This is a genomic window from Luteimicrobium sp. DT211 (assembly GCF_049844995.1).
Classification (GTDB): Bacteria; Actinomycetota; Actinomycetes; order Actinomycetales; family Cellulomonadaceae; genus Luteimicrobium.
Window position 1 is genome coordinate 311,882 of record NZ_JBNCMC010000002.1, and the last position, 17,285, is coordinate 329,166.

The 17,285-nt window shown below is 74.6% G+C and carries 21 protein-coding genes and 1 riboswitch; of the genes, 4 read left to right on the forward strand and 17 right to left on the reverse strand.

Annotated features, from left to right (window positions below):
- Positions 1-59: 59 nt before the first annotated feature.
- The 9 genes from ACLQ14_RS05535 to ACLQ14_RS05575 form a co-directional block, all read right to left on the reverse strand.
- Positions 60-872 (reverse strand): MBL fold metallo-hydrolase, encoded by an 813-nt coding sequence (locus ACLQ14_RS05535; protein WP_425810730.1) that lies wholly within the window; start codon positions 870-872, stop codon positions 60-62.
- Positions 873-924: 52 nt separating this feature from the next.
- Complete coding sequence (locus tag ACLQ14_RS05540) at positions 925-1,503, reverse strand: MerR family transcriptional regulator (RefSeq protein WP_425810732.1); 579 nt, start codon at positions 1,501-1,503, stop codon at positions 925-927.
- A gap of 233 nt (positions 1,504-1,736) precedes the next feature.
- Positions 1,737-2,222, reverse strand: coding sequence for a bifunctional nuclease family protein (locus ACLQ14_RS05545; RefSeq protein WP_425810734.1), 486 nt, complete (start codon positions 2,220-2,222; stop codon positions 1,737-1,739).
- Between the two features lie 59 nt (positions 2,223-2,281).
- Positions 2,282-3,070 carry a MerR family transcriptional regulator gene (locus ACLQ14_RS05550; RefSeq protein ID WP_425810736.1) on the reverse strand — a complete coding sequence of 263 codons (789 nt, stop codon included), beginning with the start codon at positions 3,068-3,070 and terminating at the stop codon, positions 2,282-2,284.
- Positions 3,071-3,072: 2 nt separating this feature from the next.
- Positions 3,073-3,552 carry an FHA domain-containing protein gene (locus ACLQ14_RS05555; protein ID WP_425810738.1) on the reverse strand — a complete coding sequence of 160 codons (480 nt, stop codon included), beginning with the start codon at positions 3,550-3,552 and terminating at the stop codon, positions 3,073-3,075.
- Positions 3,553-3,709: 157 nt separating this feature from the next.
- On the reverse strand, positions 3,710-4,714 hold the full coding sequence (locus ACLQ14_RS05560; protein WP_425810740.1) for a DUF881 domain-containing protein: 1,005 nt from the start codon (positions 4,712-4,714) through the stop codon (positions 3,710-3,712).
- Between the two features lie 5 nt (positions 4,715-4,719).
- Entirely contained in the window at positions 4,720-5,052 is a 333-nt protein-coding gene (locus ACLQ14_RS05565; RefSeq protein WP_425810742.1) for a small basic family protein, read from the reverse strand.
- Positions 5,053-5,074: 22 nt separating this feature from the next.
- Positions 5,075-5,938 (reverse strand): DUF881 domain-containing protein, encoded by an 864-nt coding sequence (locus ACLQ14_RS05570; RefSeq protein ID WP_425810744.1) that lies wholly within the window; start codon positions 5,936-5,938, stop codon positions 5,075-5,077.
- A complete protein-coding gene (locus ACLQ14_RS05575) occupies positions 5,935-6,588 on the reverse strand; it encodes a CDP-alcohol phosphatidyltransferase family protein (protein ID WP_425810746.1) in 654 nt (217 codons plus the stop codon). The genes ACLQ14_RS05570 and ACLQ14_RS05575 overlap by 4 nt, the downstream gene beginning before the upstream one ends.
- Positions 6,589-6,834: 246 nt before the next feature.
- Between ACLQ14_RS05575 and ACLQ14_RS05580 the strand changes: the two genes are divergently transcribed.
- Entirely contained in the window at positions 6,835-8,667 is a 1,833-nt protein-coding gene (locus ACLQ14_RS05580; RefSeq protein WP_425810748.1) for a DEAD/DEAH box helicase, read from the forward strand.
- 106 nt (positions 8,668-8,773) lie between these two features.
- On the opposite strand, the gene ACLQ14_RS05585 is transcribed toward ACLQ14_RS05580, so the two are convergent.
- From ACLQ14_RS05585 to ribD, 7 genes are all read right to left on the reverse strand, one after another.
- On the reverse strand, positions 8,774-9,241 hold the full coding sequence (locus ACLQ14_RS05585; protein ID WP_425810750.1) for a PH domain-containing protein: 468 nt from the start codon (positions 9,239-9,241) through the stop codon (positions 8,774-8,776).
- A gap of 23 nt (positions 9,242-9,264) precedes the next feature.
- A complete protein-coding gene (gene hisG, locus ACLQ14_RS05590; protein WP_425810752.1) occupies positions 9,265-10,113 on the reverse strand; it encodes an ATP phosphoribosyltransferase in 849 nt (282 codons plus the stop codon).
- An 84-nt stretch (positions 10,114-10,197) separates the two neighbouring features.
- Entirely contained in the window at positions 10,198-10,461 is a 264-nt protein-coding gene (locus ACLQ14_RS05595; protein WP_425810754.1) for a phosphoribosyl-ATP diphosphatase, read from the reverse strand.
- 76 nt (positions 10,462-10,537) lie between these two features.
- Positions 10,538-11,002: a 6,7-dimethyl-8-ribityllumazine synthase gene (ribH, locus tag ACLQ14_RS05600; protein ID WP_425810756.1), complete on the reverse strand. Its 465-nt coding sequence runs from the start codon at positions 11,000-11,002 to the stop codon at positions 10,538-10,540.
- A complete protein-coding gene (gene ribA / locus ACLQ14_RS05605) occupies positions 10,999-12,309 on the reverse strand; it encodes a GTP cyclohydrolase II (protein WP_425810758.1) in 1,311 nt (436 codons plus the stop codon). Before ribA ends, ribH begins: the two co-directional genes overlap by 4 nt.
- Positions 12,306-12,941, reverse strand: a complete 636-nt coding sequence (locus tag ACLQ14_RS05610) for a riboflavin synthase (protein ID WP_425810760.1) — start codon at positions 12,939-12,941, stop codon at positions 12,306-12,308. Before ACLQ14_RS05610 ends, ribA begins: the two co-directional genes overlap by 4 nt.
- On the reverse strand, positions 12,941-14,056 hold the full coding sequence (gene ribD / locus ACLQ14_RS05615; protein ID WP_425810761.1) for a bifunctional diaminohydroxyphosphoribosylaminopyrimidine deaminase/5-amino-6-(5-phosphoribosylamino)uracil reductase RibD: 1,116 nt from the start codon (positions 14,054-14,056) through the stop codon (positions 12,941-12,943). The genes ACLQ14_RS05610 and ribD overlap by 1 nt, the downstream gene beginning before the upstream one ends.
- Before the next feature lie 109 nt (positions 14,057-14,165).
- Positions 14,166-14,309: riboswitch (FMN riboswitch) on the reverse strand.
- Between the two features lie 100 nt (positions 14,310-14,409).
- On the opposite strand from ribD, the gene ACLQ14_RS05620 reads away from it, so the two are divergent.
- Positions 14,410-15,027, forward strand: coding sequence for a TetR/AcrR family transcriptional regulator (locus ACLQ14_RS05620; protein WP_425810763.1), 618 nt, complete (start codon positions 14,410-14,412; stop codon positions 15,025-15,027).
- Positions 15,024-15,581 carry a hypothetical protein gene (locus ACLQ14_RS05625; protein WP_425810765.1) on the forward strand — a complete coding sequence of 186 codons (558 nt, stop codon included), beginning with the start codon at positions 15,024-15,026 and terminating at the stop codon, positions 15,579-15,581. Before ACLQ14_RS05620 ends, ACLQ14_RS05625 begins: the two co-directional genes overlap by 4 nt.
- Positions 15,582-15,593: 12 nt before the next feature.
- Here ACLQ14_RS05625 and rpe read toward each other — a convergent pair whose 3' ends face one another.
- Entirely contained in the window at positions 15,594-16,256 is a 663-nt protein-coding gene (rpe, locus tag ACLQ14_RS05630; RefSeq protein WP_425810767.1) for a ribulose-phosphate 3-epimerase, read from the reverse strand.
- Positions 16,257-16,329: 73 nt separating this feature from the next.
- Here rpe and pdxY point away from each other — a divergent pair, with 73 nt between their 5' ends.
- Positions 16,330-17,181 carry a pyridoxal kinase PdxY gene (gene pdxY, locus ACLQ14_RS05635; RefSeq protein ID WP_425810769.1) on the forward strand — a complete coding sequence of 284 codons (852 nt, stop codon included), beginning with the start codon at positions 16,330-16,332 and terminating at the stop codon, positions 17,179-17,181.
- The last annotated feature ends 104 nt before the right edge of the window (positions 17,182-17,285 follow it).

Consider the following 17,285-nt stretch of genomic DNA (forward strand, 5'->3'; position numbering starts at 1 on the left):
GGGCGACGCCCCGGCGTCGGCTGGGTGAACGATGTGTCCCCGCTGTGGCCCTGCCAGGCTCAGCCCGCGCGGCCGTCGGTGTCCGCGACCTCCTCCTCGGGCCGCGGCGCGACGTTCTCGTCACGCTCCAGCGTGGGGACGTCGCCGAACTCCGGGTGCTCCAGCTCGAGCTCGTGCGCGACCAGGGGCGCCCGCGCCGCGGGGTCGGGCTCCACCTCGAGGGCCGCGCCGTCGTCCCCGAGGTCGACGACCGTCCACGCCCAGCCCGAGCCGAGCCCCTCGGGGCCGAGCTGACGCAGGACCGAGCCGCGCCCGACCGGCGACAGCAGCGCGTCGTGGATCGGCACGACCACGCGGGGCTGGACGGCGCGGACCCAGTCGACGATCTCCGCGAGCTTGAGCCACGGGCCCGAGACCGGCGTGAGTGCGACGTGCACGTGGGCCCCGGTCGGCAGCTCGACGAACGCGTCGCCCGGGTGCAGGACGGCGCCGTCGACGACGTAGCCCACGTTCGCGATGCGCGGCAGGTCCGCGTGGATCGACGCGTGGGTCCCGCCGACGACGTCCACGTCGTGGCCGAGGACCCGCACCGCGGTCCCGGGCACGGACTCGTGCACGCGCTGGAGCTCGACACCGCGTGCCTGCAGGGCCGCGACGACGGCGGCGGGCGCCCAGACCTCGACGTGCGTGCGCTCGGCGAGCGCGGTGAGCAGCGCGTCGACGTCGAGGTGGTCGGCGTGCTCGTGGGTCACGAGCACGGCGTCCGCGGTCGCGAGGGCCTCGGGCGAGGAGAAGGTGCCGGGGTCGATGACGAGGACACCGGAACGGTCGGTCAGGCGTGCGCAGGCGTGGCCCAGGATCTCGAGCTTCATGCCCCGATTGTCCGCCTCGGACCGCGACTCGGCGCGCCGTGGCCCGGTGCCGTCAGCTGGCGCTGCGGTTCCGACGACGCGCGGCGAGCTCGTCCTCGACGCCGGGCGCCGCCTCCTCGAGGCTCTCGGTCGGCAGCTCGGCGAGCGTGCCCTCGACCTCGCGCCACACCCGGCCCACGGCGATGCCGAACACGCCCTGGCCGCCCTGCACCAGGTCGATGACCTCGTCGGCGGACGTGCACTCGTACACGCTGGCGCCGTCGCTCATGAGGGTGATGCCGGCGAGGTCGTTGACCCCGCGCTCGCGCAGCGTGTGCACGGCGGCTCGGATCTGCTGGAGGGAGACGCCCGTGTCGAGCAGACGCTTGACGATCTTGAGGACGAGGATGTCGCGGAAGCCGTAGAGGCGGTGCGACCCCGAGCCCTGCGCCGGCTTGACGCTCGGCTCGACCAGGCCCGTCCGCGCCCAGTAGTCGAGCTGTCGGTACGTGATGCCCGCGGCCCGGCACGCGGTCGGGCCGCGATAGCCGATCGACTCGTCCTGCTCCGCGATCGCGTCACCGAACAGGAGGCCCTGGGCGCCCTGCGGTACGGGGGTGCTCGTCGCCCCCACGTCACCGTTGCTGCTCATCCTGCGCCTCCTACCGGGCCCTGCGTCCTCGGTCTGCTCGCACGCCTCCACGTTCCGCGGGGCGGCTCGACCTACCCCACGCTAGGGGTGGCCGGGGGGCGGGTCAACGACCGCGCCCTCCAGCGTATCGGGCGTGTCGCGACACCGCCGACCGAGACGCCGGGCAGACCCTCAGGTGGAGGGTCAGGCCCATGCCTCCGTGCCTCACCCTCGACCTGAGGTCGAGGCCGGGCTCACGGCCCGAAGTCCTCGGGCTCCACGCCGTCGAGGAACGACCGGAACCGCTCCACCTCGCGCGCGCCGGCGTCGTCCACGACCTCCACGCCCGCCCGGGCCACGACCTCCGCGGCGCACAGCACGGGCGCCCCCGTGCGGACGGCCAGCGCGATCGCGTCGGACGCGCGCGAGTCCACCCGCTCCCCGTTCGACAGCGCGAGCTCGGCGAAGAAGACCCCGTCCCGCAGCGCGACGACCCGGGTGCTCTCGAGGACGACGCCCGCGGCACGCAGCACGTCCCGCAGCAGGTCGTGCGTCATCGGACGGGGTGGGACGACGCCCGCCTGGGCGCTCGCGATCGCCGTCGCCTCGCGCGGACCGATCGCGATCGGCACGACGAGGCCCGAGGTCGCGTCCAGGAGCAGCACGACGACCTCCTGGTCGCCGAGCTGGCGCACCCCCAGCACGTCGACGGGAACCATCGGGTCGTCGTCACCGGCCATCACCCCACGGTACGACGAGCGCCCCGGGTGCGGCAGAAGGCGGCTGCCACGGCGGGCCGTCAGGCCAGGTCGGCGATCTCCCGACGGAGCCAGGCGGCGTGCAGGCGGACGAACAGGTCGCCGATCTCGTCGGCGGTCTCGTCCGCCCGGACGTGCGCGGCGGGTGACTGCTGGCTGCGCAGCGGCGCGACGACCTGGGCGGCCAGCGCGACCTGCCGGTCCACCGCCGTCCGCAGCGACCGCAGGTGACGCGGCTCGATCCCGTACCGGCCGAGCGCCGCGGCCGTCCGGAGGATCTCCGTGGCCGTGTCGTCGAGCCGGCCTCCCGGACCGGGGTGCAGCACGCCGGACGCGACGAGCTCGCCCACGAGCGCGCCGTCGACCGGCTCGTCCTCGACGACCCCGTCCGGGATGGGTGCGGGCCGCTCCGGCTCGGGCACGAGGCGGGCCGCCGGCCGCGCCGCGGGCTCGCGGGGCTCGGCGCCACGTGCCGCGGGGCGCCCGAGCGCGATCTCGCCGGCGTCCAGCTCCTCCAGGCGGTCCTTGATCACCTTGAGCGGCAGGTAGCGGTCGCGCTGCTCGACGAGGACGAACCGCAGCCGCTCGACGTCGGCGGGGCTGTACTGGCGGTAGCCCGCGGCCGTGCGCACGGGCTCGACGAGCCCCTGCTCCTCGAGGAAGCGCAGCTTCGAGTGGCTGATCGAGGGAAAGTCGTCCCGGAGCGCGCGCAGCACGTCCGAGATCCGCATCGAGGGCGTCCGCGAGACACCCGGAGGCCAGGCACGCTCCCCCGTCCCGGGCGGCTCGTCCCGCTCGGGGTCGTCGTCCCTCGCCCAGGCGGACGACATGCTCACGCCTCGCCGCCCGCCCCCGCTGCCGCGGCGCGGCTCTCGTAGTACGTCAGCCGGAACTTGCCGATCTGCACCTCGTCGCCGGTCGCCAGCGGCGCCGCGTCCACCCGGGTCCGGTTCACGTAGGTGCCGTTGAGCGAGCCCGTGTCCCGCACCGTGTACCGGCCGCCCTCGCGCACGAACTCCGCGTGCTTGCGCGAGACCGTGACGTCGTCGAGGAAGATGTCCGCGTGCTCGCTGCGACCCGCGCTCACGCGGTCCGCGTCGAGCAGGATCCGCTCGACGCCCGCCCCGCCGCGCTGCATGACGAGCAGGGCCGAGCCCTGCGGGAGCGCGGTGATCGTCGCCGTCTCCTCGTCGTCCGGACGACGACGTGCCGGCGTCTCCTCCGGCTGGTCCGGGACCCGATCGGTCCGGTGGAAGCTGATGGTCGTGTCGCCGTCCCGGGGGCCCGTCGCGCCACCGCCGGAAACTGTCATTGCGCCTCCTCGGGACGTGGCGCCGACCAGGACGGCCGGCGCGGGCGGATGCTCCGCCCGTGACCGAAAAACCTACTACAACCCCTGGTGACAACAGTAGGCGGCGAGAGTCGCCCTGTGCAGCACCGTCCGGCTGGTGTCACGGATTCACGCCCGTTCACGAGCCGCCGCCGGTCACGAGCGGCGTCGGCGTCGCGTACTGGGGCGTCCCGGGCTCGCGCGTCGCCTTCACCTCGACGCTCGACGGCGTCGTGACGTCCGCGGTCGCGCCCGTGTTGCGGACCGCGGCCAGCGCCCCGCCCGGGATGCCGAGCGCGGGCGCGAGCGTGTCCGGGTCGCCGATCGCGAGCCACACGTACGGCGACTCCAGCGGCTGGCCGTCGGCGACCAGGGTGTCGCCGTGCACCTCGAACCAGCTCGACGCCACGAGCCGCACGTCGCCCACCTGGACCGCCTCGGCGCCCGCGTTCCTGAGCTCCTCGAGGACGTTGAACATCGTCGCCGCGCCGACCACCTGCGTCCCCTGCGTGATCGTCAGCCGGATGCCCGGCCCCTGGGCCGGCAGGCGCCCGGACAGGATGCCCTGGGTCTGCGCCCGCTGGGTCGCGAGGTCGATCGCGGCCTGACGGCTGCCCGAGCTCGACTTCAGCTGGTCGCGCGTCGCCGTGAGGTCCGACTGCTCGCGCTCGAGCGTCTGCGTGCGCTGCGTGACGTCGTCGAGCAGGCGGACCAGGTCGGACTGCCGCAGCGACGACAGGTTGTCCGACTGGTTCTGGTTGACCTGGACGATGAGCGCGAACCCGAGCGCCGCGCACAGCACGGCGACGATGAGCTGCGACGTGTTGAGCCGGGGCCGCAGCAGGGTGCGGAGCCCGGACCAGCCGCGCAGGCCACCCGTCGTAGCGGGCTCCTTCGCGGGCTCCATCGCCGGCTCGCCCGCTGGCGCCGGACCGCCGCGCTCCTCGGCCTGGTGCGCCTCGCCGTCGTCGGCGTCGTCGGGCAGGTGGCCTCCCGCGTGACGCCCGTGGTGAGCGTCGTCGACCGGCTCCGCCGCGTGCTCGCTCGGCGCCGGCGCCTCGGGGGCGGCGTCGGGCTCCGGGGCGTCGTCGCGCTCGGGACCGGGCTCGGTGCCGTGCTGCTCGGGCTCGCGGGGTCCGGACACGCGCGTCAGGCCTTGAAGACGTGGCGGCGGATGGCGGCCGCGTTGGAGAAGATCCGGATGCCCAGCACGACGACGACCGCCGTCGACAGCTGCGACCCCACACCCAGCTGGTCGCCGAGGAACACGATCAGCGCGGCCACGACGACGTTCGAGAGGAACGACACGAGGAAGACGCGGTCGTCGAACATCCCGTCGAGCTTCGCGCGCAGCCCGCCGAACAGCGCGTCGAGGGCCGCGACCACCGCGATCGGGAGGTAGGGCTGCAGCGACACGGGCACGGTGGGCTGCAGGACGAGACCGACGACGACGCCGATCACGAGCCCGACAAAAGCGATCACTGCTGCCTCCTTCGACGGCTGCTCAGTCTAGGGGTAGCGCGTACTGCAGCGTCGACGGTCCGCCACCCTCGAGCTCGAGGTGCTTCTCGGTGGCCACCGACGACTGGAGCCCGTACGACTCCCCGAGCACCTTGAGCTGGTCGGCCGCGGTCGACGTCGCGAACGAGCTCCGCAGCGCGTCCGGGTCACCGACCGCCTCGACGTGGTACGGCGACGCGAGGCCGACGAAGTCGACCAGGATCGCGCTGCCCGCGCTGCGGATCGCGGTCGTGGACGTCAGCCGCTGGCCGTTGATCGCGACCGCCTCGGCTCCACCGGCCCACAGCGCGTTCACGACGTTCTGCAGGTCGGAGTCCTGGACCCGGCGGTCGGGGTCGACCGTGCCGTCCGCGGCGACGGCGTCGGCGGCGTCCGAGACGGTCACCGTGACGCCCGGCCCCGAGACGGCGGCGGCGCCCGAGGCGACGGTGTCGTCCTGGACGGTGGCGAGGAGCGACGGGGACTGCGCGGCCAGCGCCTGCGACTGCAGGGTGCCGACCTCGGCGTTGGTGCGGGCGATGCTGCGACTCAGGGCGTCCGCGCGGTCCTGGCGCTCGAGGATCTGCTGCTGCAGCACGGTGCGGGCCCCGACGATGCCCGGCGACGGTGCACGCAGGCTCCGCACCGCCACGACCGTCACGACTCCGAGCGCGACGGCCACGAGCAGCGCGAGGGCACGCCCCGGCGCGCTCGGGCCCTTCCGTGCCCCGCTCTCACGGGCCCGGGCCGCCTCTTCGTACCCGGGGTCGAGCGGGTGCGCCATGACCTCCGTCAGGAGCGTCATGGACTCGTCGGGGCGCCGCGGCCGTCGCCCTCCGACGTCCGGCGCGTCGGTCCCTCCGCTCACGCGGGCGCACCCTCGGCGCCCGTCGCGGCCCCGCCGGCCACGGTGCCGCCCGAGTCGTCGCTGCCGCCGGTCGAGCGCAGGATCCGCGCGGCGCCGCGGAGGTAGAGGAACCCGGCCCACCAGTACAGGCCGACGCCCCACCACGCGAACGCCCAGCCGGCCACGCCGGCCACCGTGCCCACCCAGCCGTCGACCTGGCCGAGCAGCAGGAGCGGGAACGCGTACATGAGGGTGAGCGTGGCCGCCTTCCCGATGAAGTTCACCGGCAGCGGGCCGTACCCGCGCCTCGCCAGCAGCGGCAGCGTGAGCCCGACGGCGACCTCCCGCGCGAGGAGCACCGCGACCAGCCACCACGGGATGATGTCGCGCAGCGCCAGCCCGAGCAGGGTCACGAGGATGAAGAGCCGGTCGGCAGCGGGGTCGAGGAGCTGCCCGAGCTTGCTCACCTGGTGCAGCCTGCGGGCCGCGACGCCGTCGAGCCAGTCCGAGGCTCCGGAGACGGCGAGCACGACGATCGCCCACACGTCGTGGTGCGTGGCGATGAGGATCGCGAACACGGGGACGAGCAGGAGCCGCAGCACGCTGATGAGGTTGGGGACCGTCAGGATCCGGTCGGTCGCCTCGTCCAGATCGTCCTTGTCGTCCGCCACCGGGCCAGTCTATGAGGTGGCGCGGGCTCCCAGGTGGCTCCGGTACCATGGGGCGACCCCCTTTCGCAGTCGTCGCCGTTCCTGGCTGGTGCTCGGCAACAGTCCGAGGCAACCGTCCGACACGTCCGGGCCGCCGCAGCACGCGGCGTGGCCCTCGTCGGAACCTCTTCTCGTGTGTCCCGGGAGATGCGACCGCGGCCCCTGCCGCATGCGATCCCCCCGACCGGACGGTTCGAGCTGACTTCTATGACCACGCCCTCCCCTGCCCCCGAGCAGGCCACCACCGAGACTGCCCCCGAGACGACGTTCCGCGACCTCGGCCTCCCCGCGACCCTCCTCGACTCCGTGGAGGCGCTCGGCTTCGTGACGCCGTCGGCGATCCAGGCCGCGGCGATCCCGCCGCTGCTCGAGGGCCGCGACATCACCGGCGTCGCCCAGACCGGCACCGGCAAGACCGCGGCGTTCGGCCTCCCGCTGCTCTCGCGCATCGACCCGGACCTGCACAAGACGCAGGCGCTCGTGCTCACGCCGACCCGCGAGCTCGCGCTCCAGGTCGCCGAGGCGATCGAGACCTTCGCGTCGACGCTCACCGGCGTCGAGGTGCTCGCCGTCTACGGCGGCGCGCCCTACCTGCCCCAGCAGCGCGCCCTGCAGCGCGGCGCCCAGGTCGTCGTCGGCACGCCCGGCCGTGTCATCGACCACATCGAGCGCAAGAACCTCGTGCTCGACGAGGTGCGCTTCCTCGCGCTCGACGAGGCCGACGAGATGCTGCGCATGGGCTTCGCCGAGGACGTCGACACGATCTTCGGGGCCGCCCCCGCCGAGCGGCAGGTCGCCCTGTTCTCCGCGACGATGCCCCCGCAGATCCGCCGTGTCGCGCAGCAGCACCTCAACAACCCGGTCGAGATCGCGGTCACCCGCCAGGCGTCGACCGTCACGACCGTCCACCAGACCTACTCGATCGTGCCGTTCCGGCACAAGACCGGGTCGCTGGTGCGGGTCCTCCAGACCAGCGACGCCGACGCCGCCATCGTGTTCTGCCGCACGCGCGGCGCGGCCGAGGAGGTCGGGACGGCGCTCGTCGAGCGTGGGATCTCCGCCGCGACGATCTCCGGCGACGTCGCGCAGAAGGACCGCGAGAAGATCGTCGAGCGCCTGCGCTCCGGCCAGATCGACGTCCTCGTCGCGACCGACGTCGCGGCCCGCGGCCTCGACGTCGAGCGCATCGGCCTGGTCGTCAACTTCGACCTGCCGGGCGAGCCGGAGGCGTACGTGCACCGCATCGGGCGCACGGGGCGTGCCGGGCGCACCGGCGAGGCGCTGAGCTTCGTCACGCCGCACGAGCGCGGCCGCCTGCGCCAGATCGAGCGCACCACCCGGACGCCGCTCGAGGAGATCTCGATCCCGACGCCCGCCGACGTCTCGGCGCACCGCGTGCGGCGCATGCTCGACGACGTCGCCGAGCGTCAGGAGGCGGGCCGCCTCGACCTGTACGCGCGGCTCGTCCGCGAGCACCTGGCCGCGCACCCGGACCTCGACGCCGTGGACCTCGCGGCGACGCTCGCCGCGCTCTTCGTCGGCGACAAGGGCCCGAAGTCGCGCGAGGCCATCGAGGCCGAGAACGAGGCCGCCGAGCTGGCCGCCGCCTCGCGCGCGGTGCGCCAGCGCCGCGAGGTCGAGGACGGCGCCCGGCCCCGCCGCGCGCACGGCCACGACGACGACCGCGGCCCGCGCCGCGCCGGCGGCCGCCCCGAGCGCCGCGGCCCGGGTGGCGCCCGCGAGGACGACGGCCGCCCCGCACGGCGGCTCACGAACGGCACCCGCTACCGCGTGGCCGTCGGGCACGCGCACGGCGTCGAGCCGCGCGGGATCGTCGGAGCCCTCGCGAACGAGGGTGGGTTGTCGGGCAAGGACGTCGGCAAGATCGACATCTTCGGCTCGTTCTCGCTCGTCGAGATCGGCCGCCCGCTCGACGCGGCGGCGCTCGACAAGATCGGCCGCGCCCGCGTCGGCGGACGTCCGCTCCGGATCGCCGTCGACAAGGGCGCGCCCTCCGGCGCGCGTCGTCCCCGCGACTGACCCGACCCGACCCGGCGGCCCGCGCACCTCACGAGGTGCGCGGGCCGCCGTCGTCTCCGCGAAGCACCCCTCCCGGAGGCCTGCTTCGGCGAGATACCTCGTGGGATCAGTGGCGCTCGGGCGGCGTCGACGGCGTCTCCGGGGCCTCGCCGTGCAGCTCGACGAGGTGCACCAGGCGGTTCGCGGCCCGCGTGCCCCGGGCGCCGTCCGCGCGCTGGATCGCCATCACCGCAAGCGTCTTGCCGTCGGCGAGATCGAGGACGACCCAGGGATCGTTCGGCCCGAAGTGCACCGCGAGCACCTCGGGCCACTCGAGGGTCCGGCGCCGGACGATGTTGCTGACCACGAGCCCCTGCGGGCTCGGCACGGCGCGCGTGTTGACGAGCAGCTCGACGAGCCACCCGCCGAGCAGGCCGACGACGATGATCGCGATCCGCTCGCCGGCGTCGAACGACGGCCCGACACCGGTGAGCGCGACCAGGACGCACCCGACCACGAACACCGTGCCCGTGATCGCGCCGGCGATCAGGGCGAACCGGGGGCGGAACGTGGCGTAGAGGTCGCCGTCGGGCACCGCTCCCCCCTTCCCTCCCGGCGTCAGAGCCGGCAGGCGTGGATCGACGTCACCAGGATGGCACGGGCTCCGAGGTCGTACAGCGTGTCCATGACGCGGTTGGTCTGGCTGCGCGGCACCATCGCGCGCACCGCGGCCCACGACCGGTCGTGCAGCGGCGACACGGTCGGCGACTCGAGGCCGGGCGTGACGGCGACGGCCTGCTCGACGAGCTCCAGCGGGCAGTCGTAGTCCATGAGCACGTACTCGCGGGCCGTGAGCACCCCCTGCAGCCGGCGCGTGAGCACGTCGAGGCCCTCGGGCTCGGGCAGGTCGCCGTTGCGGATCAGCACAGCCTCGGAGACGAGCAGCGGGTCGCCGAACACCTCGAGCCCGGCGGCGCGCAGCGTGGTGCCGGTCTCGACGACGTCGGCGATCACGTCGGCGACGCCGAGGCGCACCGCGGTCTCGACCGCGCCGTCGAGGTGGACGACGGCGGCCGGCTCGACGCCGTGCTCGCCCAGGTGGGCGAGGACGAGCCCCGGGTAGGAGGTGGCGACCCGGCGGCCGGCGACGTCGTCGACCGACGAGGCCGTCCCGACCGGCGCGGCGAACCGGAACGTCGAGCGCGCGAAGCCGAGCGAGAGGTGCTCGACGTCGCTCGCGCCCGAGTCGATCATGAGGTCGCGGCCGGTGATCCCGACGTCGACCGTACCCGCCCCGACGTACACGGCGACGTCGCGCGGGCGCAGGAAGAAGAACTCGACGTCGTTGTCGGGGTCGGCGAGCACCAGCTCGCGGGGGTCGCGGCGCTGGCGGTAGCCCGCCTCGCGCAGCATCTCGGCGGCGGGTTCGGACAGGGAGCCCTTGTTGGGCACGGCGATACGGAGCACGGCGGAGATCCTCAGTCAGTCACGGGTCGATGGAGACGTCGGGGGCGTCGGAGCGGGCGCTGCGACGGGCGCGGCGTGCGCCCGTCACAGATGGCGGTACACGTCCTCGAGCGTCAGCCCCTTCGCGACCATGAGCACCTGCAGGTGGTAGAGGAGCTGGGAGATCTCCAGCGCGGCGTCGTCGAGCGTCTCGTGCTCGGCGGCCATCCAGACCTCGGCGGCCTCCTCGACGATCTTCTTGCCGATCGCATGCACGCCGGAGTCCAGCTCGGCGACCGTGCCCGAGCCCTCGGGGCGTGCGGCGGCCTTCTCGGTGAGCTCGGCGAACAGGGCATCGAAGGTCTTCACGCCGCCAGCCTAGTGGCGGGCCGGTGCGCGGCGTCGGGCGGTCCGCCCAGCGGGCAGCTCGCCCGACGCCCGCCGGTCAGAGACCGCGCAGCGCCACGACAGTCGCGACGGCCGCCTCGGCGGCCTCCGCGCCCTTGTCCTCCTTCGACCCGGGCAGCCCGGCCCGGTCGAGCGCCTGCTGCTCGTCGTCGCACGTCAGCACCCCGAAGCCGACGGGCACGCCGGTCCGGGTCGCGACGTCCGTCAGACCCAGGGTGGCGGCCTCGCACACGTACTCGAAGTGCGGCGTGCCGCCCCGGATCACGACGCCGAGCGCCACGACCGCGTCCGACGACGCCGCCGCGCGGGCCGCCGCGACCGGGAGCTCGAACGTCCCGGGCACGCGGATCTCGCGCACGTCCGTGACGTTCGCCTCGGCCAGGGCCCGGCGCGCGCCTGCGAGCAGGCCGTCCATGACGACGTCGTGCCAGCTCGCCGCGACGACCGTGACCCGCAGGCCCGTCCCGTCGGTGTGGATGGTGGGTGCTCCGGCGCCGCTCATGCGCGGTCCTCCTCGGTGTCGTCGTTGCCGTCGGTGCTGCCGTCGTCCGTGACGGACTCCAGCAGGTGGCCCATCTGGGTCTTCTTGGTACGCAGGTACGCGTCGTTGTACACCGAGCGCCCCACCTCGAGCCGGCGCGTCGAGGTCACGTCGATGCCGCTCGCGGTCAGCCCGGACACCTTGGCCGGGTTGTTGGTCAGCAGCTCGACGCGGTCGAGCCCGAGGTCCGCGAGGATCGCCGCCGCAGCCCCGTACTCGCGCCGGTCCACGGGCCAGCCGAGCTCGAGGTTCGCCTGCACGGTGTCGAGGCCGGCGTCCTGCAGCGCGTACGCGTGGACCTTCGCGAGCAGGCCGATGCCTCGCCCCTCGTGCCCCCGCAGGTAGACGACGGCGCCGCCCTCGCGCGTCACCGTCTCCATCGCGGCGTGCAGCTGCGGGCCGCAGTCGCAGCGCAACGACCCGAACGCGTCCCCGGTGAGGCACTCCGAGTGCACCCGGACGACGGGCGTGGCGGCCGGCTCGAGGGGCGGGTTCGCCGGGACGAGCGCCACGTGCTCCGCGCCCGTGCGCAGGTCGCGGTACCCGTGGATCCGGAAGTGGCCGTGCGCCGTCGGCAGGAACGCCTCGGTGGTCGCCCGGACGCGCGGGACGTGCGTCCCCGCGCCCGGGGCCGTCTCGGTCTCGCTCACCGGGTCGTGCTCGCGCCGCCACGCGATGAGGTCGGCGATGGTGAGGATCAGCAGGCCGTCGCGCTCGGCCAGCGCCTCGACGTCGCCGAGCCGCATCATCGTGCCGTCGTCGTTCACGAGCTCCGCGATCGCCCCGACGACGCCGGCCCCGGCCAGGCGGCACAGGTCCACCGCCGCCTCCGTGTGCCCCGCCCGGTGCAGCACCCCGCCCGGCACCGCGCGCAGCGGCAGCACGTGCCCCGGGCGGATGAGGTCGGTCGGCCCGCTCGCCGTGTCGGCGAGGACCTGCAGCGTGCGGGTGCGGTCGGCCGCGGAGATGCCGGTCGTGACCCCGGTCGCCGCGTCGACCGTCACCGTGTACGCGGTGCGGCGCGGGTCCTGGGACTGCGGCACCATGAGCGGCAGCTCGAGCGCGTCGGCCCGCCACGTCGGCATCGGCGCGCACAGGTACCCGCTCGAGTGCCGGATCGTCCACGCCACCCACTCGGCGCTCGCGGCCTGCGCCGACAGGACGACGTCGACCTCGTTCTCGCGCTCCGGGGAGTCCGCGACGAGCACCGGGCGTCCGGCGGCGAGCTCCGCGAGGGCGTCCTCGACGGTGGCCAGGCGCGCGCTCATGCCCGGCCTCCCGCCGCCGGGACCTGCAGGTGCCGCAGGTGGCGCTCCACGTACTTCGACAGCACGTCGACCTCGAGGTTGACGAGGTCGAGCTCACCCAGCAGGCCGAGGGTCGTGTCGGCGAGGGTGGTGGGGATGAGGGAGACGCCGAACGCGTCGTCGGACACCCAGGTGACGGTGAGCGAGACGCCGCTCACGGTGACGGAGCCCTTCTCGGCGAGGTAGCGGGCGACGTCGGGCGACGTCGCGACCGTGACCTCGTCCCAGCGCGGCCCGGGGACCCGCTCGCGGATCGTGCCGACGCCGTCGACGTGCCCCTGGACGACGTGCCCGCCCAGCCGGGCGTCCGCCCGCAGGGCGCGCTCGAGGTTGACGCGTCGGCCGGGCACGAGCTTCTCGAGGGCCGTGCGCCGCAGCGACTCGGGCATGACGTCCGCCGCGAACGTGCCCGGACCGGCGGACCCGAGCGACGTGACGGTGAGGCAGACGCCATCGACGGCGATCGAGTCGCCGTGCTTCGCGTCGGACGTCACGAGCGGGCCGCGCAGGGTGAGCACGGCGTCCGTCTCGGGGCCGTCGGGGAACTCGATCCCGACGACCTCCCCGACTTCTTCGACGATCCCGGTGAACATCAGGCCTCCTGTGAGGTGGGGCGAGGGCGAGAGGGGTGAGAGCGCGCGGTGAGCAGGACGTCGTCCCCGAGCCGGCGCACGTCGTGCGTGCGCCAGCGGAGCGCGTCCGCGATGGTCGTGATGCCGAGGCCGCCGACGACGCCCGGCCCGGCGCCGAGCAGCACGGGCGCCACGTAGGCGTGCAGCTCGTCGACGACGCCGGCCTCCAGGAACGCGGTGGCGAGCCGGGGGCCGCCCTCGACGAGCAGGGTCCTGACCTCGCGTGCGGCGAGCACGGCCAGGACCTCGGCGACGTCGTGGGTCGCGAGCTGGAGCAGCTCGCCGCCGGCCTCCGTGCGCAGGCGCGCCCCGTCGGGCACGTCGCGGCGCCCCACGACGACGCGGAGCGGCTGGTGCTCGGCGAGCGTGCCGTCCGGGCGCCGCGCGGTGAGGGCGGGGTCGTCGGCCGCGACGGTGCCCGTGCCGACGGCCACCGCGTCGACGGCGGCACGAACCTCGTGCGCGTGGGCGCGAGCCTCGGGTCCGGTGATCCACCGGCTCGTGCCGTCCGCGGCGGCGACCCGGCCGTCCAGCGTGGCGGCGGTCTTGACGATCACGTAGGGGCGGCTGGCCGCGGCCGACGTCGCCCAGGTGCGCACGAGCTCGGTGGCCGCGGGCGTCGGGCGGAGCTCGGTGCGCACCCCGTGGGCGGCGAGGTGGTCCGCTCCCCCGGCGGCGACGGGGTTGGGGTCCGCGACGGCGTACACGACCTCCGCCACCCCGGCCTGCTCGAGGGCGACGGCGCACGGCCCGGTCCGTCCGGTGTGGTTGCAGGGCTCGAGGGTGACGACGGCGGTCGCACCGCGCACGTCGACGCCGGCCTCCCGGGCGGCGGCGAGCGCGGCCGCCTCGGCGTGCGGGGTGCCCGCGCCGCGGTGCCAGCCCTCGGCGAGGACGACGCGCGGGCCGACCGCGCCGTCGTCGGCTGTGTCCTGGACGGGGGCGAGGATGACGCAGCCGACCCGCGGGTTCGGGCCCCAGGCGGGGCCGCGGGTCGCGAGCTCGACCGCGCGCGCGAGCGCGCCGTCGACGGACGCGACGGTGCGGTGGTGCGCGGGGGCGGCGTGGTCGGCCATCGGTGCTGGCGGTCCTTCCCGGTCGGTGCGGCGGCGCACCTGCTCCGGGGTGGACGAGGCCGGGACCCCATGACGGCGCCCCGCACCACGGGACGTCGGACGACGCCCCGCACGCACTGCCTCCCATCCGGACTTTCACCGTCGGTCCCGGAATTCCACCAGGTCAACCGCCCCGCCGCCTCGTGAGAAGCAGCCGGACGGGTCGCGGACTGTCACCGCCGGTTCGGAATTACACCGACCCCGGAGCACGTGCTCGTTGCTGTCAACGATGATGCCACACGACTTCTTCCCGCTCGCTCCGCGTCTCTCCAGCCCGTCACTTGTTACTAGCACAGTCGTGCTAGTTTGAAGGGGTGAGCAACCGGATCGACGCGACGGCACGCCGTCAGGAGCTGGCCGAGGCGGTGTGGCGGATCATCGTGCGCGACGGCCTGTCCGCGGTGTCCGTGCGCGCCGTCGCCGCGGAGGCCGGCCTCGCCACCGGGTCAGTCCGGCACTTCTTCCCGTCGCAGGCCGAGCTCGTGAGCTTCGCGATGACCGCGCTGGCCGACACGGTCACCCAGCGGGTCCGGGCGGCCGCACGGACCCCGGACGCGAGCGACCGCGTGCTCGCGATGCTCGTCGAGCTGCTCCCCGTGACGGATCGGACGCTCGCGGAGTTCACCGCGTATCTGGACTTCATGGAGCGCTCGCGGACCGACGCCTCGCTGCGGCCGGTCGCCCGGGAGAGCGTGCGCGCGGTCCGCGAGCTCGTCGTGACGGTCCTCGCCGACCTGCGCGCGCTCGGCCTGCTGCGCCCGGAGGTGGACGTCCCGGCCGAGAGCGTGCGTCTGCACGCATTCGTCGACGGGCTGACGCTCCAGCTCGTCGTCGCGCCCGAGCTCGTCTCGCGCGACGAGGCGCGCGGCGCGCTCGAGCGGTGGCTGCGGGAGCTGCAGGGCGTGGCCGCGACCGACGGAGGCCGGGCATGATCCTGGCCGGCATCGCCACCTCGGAGGTGGCGTTCTGGGTCGTGCTGGCCCTCGCGCTCGCCGCGCGGTACGTCCTGCGGCGAGACCGGCTGAGCACGGCGCTCCTGAGGACGCTGCCCGCGATCGACCTCGCGCTCCTCGTCTTCGTCGCCACCGATCTCGCCCGCCACGCCGACCCCACGTCCTCCCACGCCCTGGCGGCGTCGTACCTCGGCTTCACGGTCGCCTTCGGCGGCCCGCTGGTCCGGTGGGCGGACGCACGCTTCGCCCACCGCTTCGCGGGCGGCCCTCGTCCCGTCAAGCCGCCGAAGGGAAGCGCGACCTACGTGCGGGGCCTGTGGCTGGAGTGGTTCCGGGCGCTGGCCGCCGCCGGGATCTCGGTGGCGATCCTGACCCTGCTCGCGCTCGGCATCCGGCACCAACCCGTCCCCGCCACGCTCGACGACGCTGCCGCCGACCCCCTCTGGGCGCACGTGGTGCTGCTCGGGATCGTCGTGGTGGTCTGGTTCCTCGCCGGTCCGGCGTTCGCGCGCCGCACCGACCGCACGTCCTGAGGCCGCTCGCCGTCAGTGGGCGTGCCCCGACGCGAGCTCCCGCAGGGCGTCGATCTCGGCGGGGACGTCGTCCGCCCCGTACACCGCGGACCCGGCGACGAACACGTTCGCCCCGGCGTCGGCCGCGCGCTCGATCGTCGCGCGCGAGACGCCGCCGTCCACCTGGACCCACACGTCGAGGTCGGCGGCGGAGATCGCGCGCCGCGCCCGCCGGATCTTGGGCAGCGTGCCTTCGATGAACGACTGGCCCCCGAAACCGGGCTCGACCGTCATGACGAGCAGCATGTCGATCTCCCCCAGGAGGTCGAGGAACGGCTCGACCGGCGTCGCGGGGCGCAGCGCCAGACCCGCCCGGGAACCGAGGCGCCGCAGCTCGCGCGCGAGCCGGACCGGCGCCGTCGCCGCCTCGGCGTGGAACGTGACCGACCCGGCGCCGGCCTCCGCGAACCCCGGGGCCCACCGGTCGGGGTCCTCGATCATGAGGTGCACGTCGACGGGCACCGGGCTCACCTGGACGAGGCGCTCCACGACCGGGAGGCCGATCGTGAGGTTGGGCACGAAGTGGTTGTCCATGACGTCGACGTGCGCCCAGTCGGCGGCGGCGATCGCGCCGAGGTCACGCTCGAGGTTCGCGAAGTCGGCGGACAGGATGCTCGGGGCGATGAGGGCTGCCATGTCGCCCAGCCTAGGCGGGCGCCGCCACGAGCGGCGCGCCCTCGGCCCGGCGCACGATGGCATGATCGGGGCCGTGAAGATCCTCTCGATCCAGTCGGCTGTCGCATACGGCCACGTCGGCAACTCCGCGGCCGTGTTCCCGCTCCAGCGCATCGGTGTCGAGGTGCTGCCCGTGTACACGGTGAACTTCTCGAACCACACCGGCTACGGCCAGTGGCGCGGCCCGCTCATCAGCCCCGACGACGTGCGCGAGGTGCTCCTCGGCATCGAGGAGCGCGGGGTGCTCCCCCAGGTCGACGTCGTCCTGTCGGGCTACCAGGGCGGCGAGGGCATCGCCGACGTGATCCTCGACGCGGTCGAGCGCGTCAAGGCTGCCAACCCCGCGGCGATCTACTCCTGCGACCCCGTGATGGGGAACGCGAAGTCGGGGTGCTTCGTCGCGCCCGCGATCCCCGTGCTGCTGCGCGACCGGGTGGTCCCGGCGGCCGACGTCATCACGCCCAACCAGTTCGAGCTGGGCTTTCTCACCGGGACCGAGCCCGACACTCTCGAGTCCACGCTCGCCTCCGTCGAGCTGGTCCGCGCGACCGGGCCGCGGACGGTGCTGGTCACCAGCGTGGAGCGCCCCGACCGAGAGGACGGCACGATCGAGATGCTCGCCGTCGACGACAGCGGCGCGTGGCTGGTCACGACCCCGTACATCCCGATGAAGGCGAACGGCTCGGGCGACGTGACCGCCGCCCTCTTCACCGCGCACTACCGCCGCACCGGCGACCTCGCCGACGCGCTCTCGCGCACCACCTCGAGCGTCTTCGACGTGCTCACGCGCACCCACGAGTCGGGCGAGCGCGAGCTGCAGCTCGTCGAGTCGCAGGACGCGTACGCCCACCCGCGGATGCAGTTCACCCCGCGTCGCGTCGCCTGAGAGCCTCGCCGCGAGCACGGGTTCCGTGGCTGGGCCGGGCGGTTCGGGGGTGTGGCGCGCGGTCGTCCCACCTCCGCAGACGGTCGCGTCCCCGAAGGCCCTGT

Coding starts and splice junctions, on each gene's coding strand:
- ribA (WP_425810758.1), bottom strand. CDS start 12,309: ATGAGCGCGCGCCTGGCCACCGTCGAGGACGCCCTCGCGGAGCTCGCC.
- ribH (WP_425810756.1), bottom strand. CDS start 11,002: ATGAGCGGCGCCGGAGCACCCACCATCCACACCGACGGGACGGGCCTG.
- ACLQ14_RS05625 (WP_425810765.1), top strand. CDS start 15,024: ATGATCCTGGCCGGCATCGCCACCTCGGAGGTGGCGTTCTGGGTCGTG.
- rpe (WP_425810767.1), bottom strand. CDS start 16,256: ATGGCAGCCCTCATCGCCCCGAGCATCCTGTCCGCCGACTTCGCGAAC.
- ACLQ14_RS05580 (WP_425810748.1), top strand. CDS start 6,835: ATGACCACGCCCTCCCCTGCCCCCGAGCAGGCCACCACCGAGACTGCC.
- ACLQ14_RS05535 (WP_425810730.1), bottom strand. CDS start 872: ATGAAGCTCGAGATCCTGGGCCACGCCTGCGCACGCCTGACCGACCGT.
- ACLQ14_RS05540 (WP_425810732.1), bottom strand. CDS start 1,503: ATGAGCAGCAACGGTGACGTGGGGGCGACGAGCACCCCCGTACCGCAG.
- ACLQ14_RS05610 (WP_425810760.1), bottom strand. CDS start 12,941: ATGTTCACCGGGATCGTCGAAGAAGTCGGGGAGGTCGTCGGGATCGAG.
- ribD (WP_425810761.1), bottom strand. CDS start 14,056: ATGGCCGACCACGCCGCCCCCGCGCACCACCGCACCGTCGCGTCCGTC.
- ACLQ14_RS05550 (WP_425810736.1), bottom strand. CDS start 3,070: ATGTCGTCCGCCTGGGCGAGGGACGACGACCCCGAGCGGGACGAGCCG.
- ACLQ14_RS05545 (WP_425810734.1), bottom strand. CDS start 2,222: ATGGCCGGTGACGACGACCCGATGGTTCCCGTCGACGTGCTGGGGGTG.
- ACLQ14_RS05555 (WP_425810738.1), bottom strand. CDS start 3,552: ATGACAGTTTCCGGCGGTGGCGCGACGGGCCCCCGGGACGGCGACACG.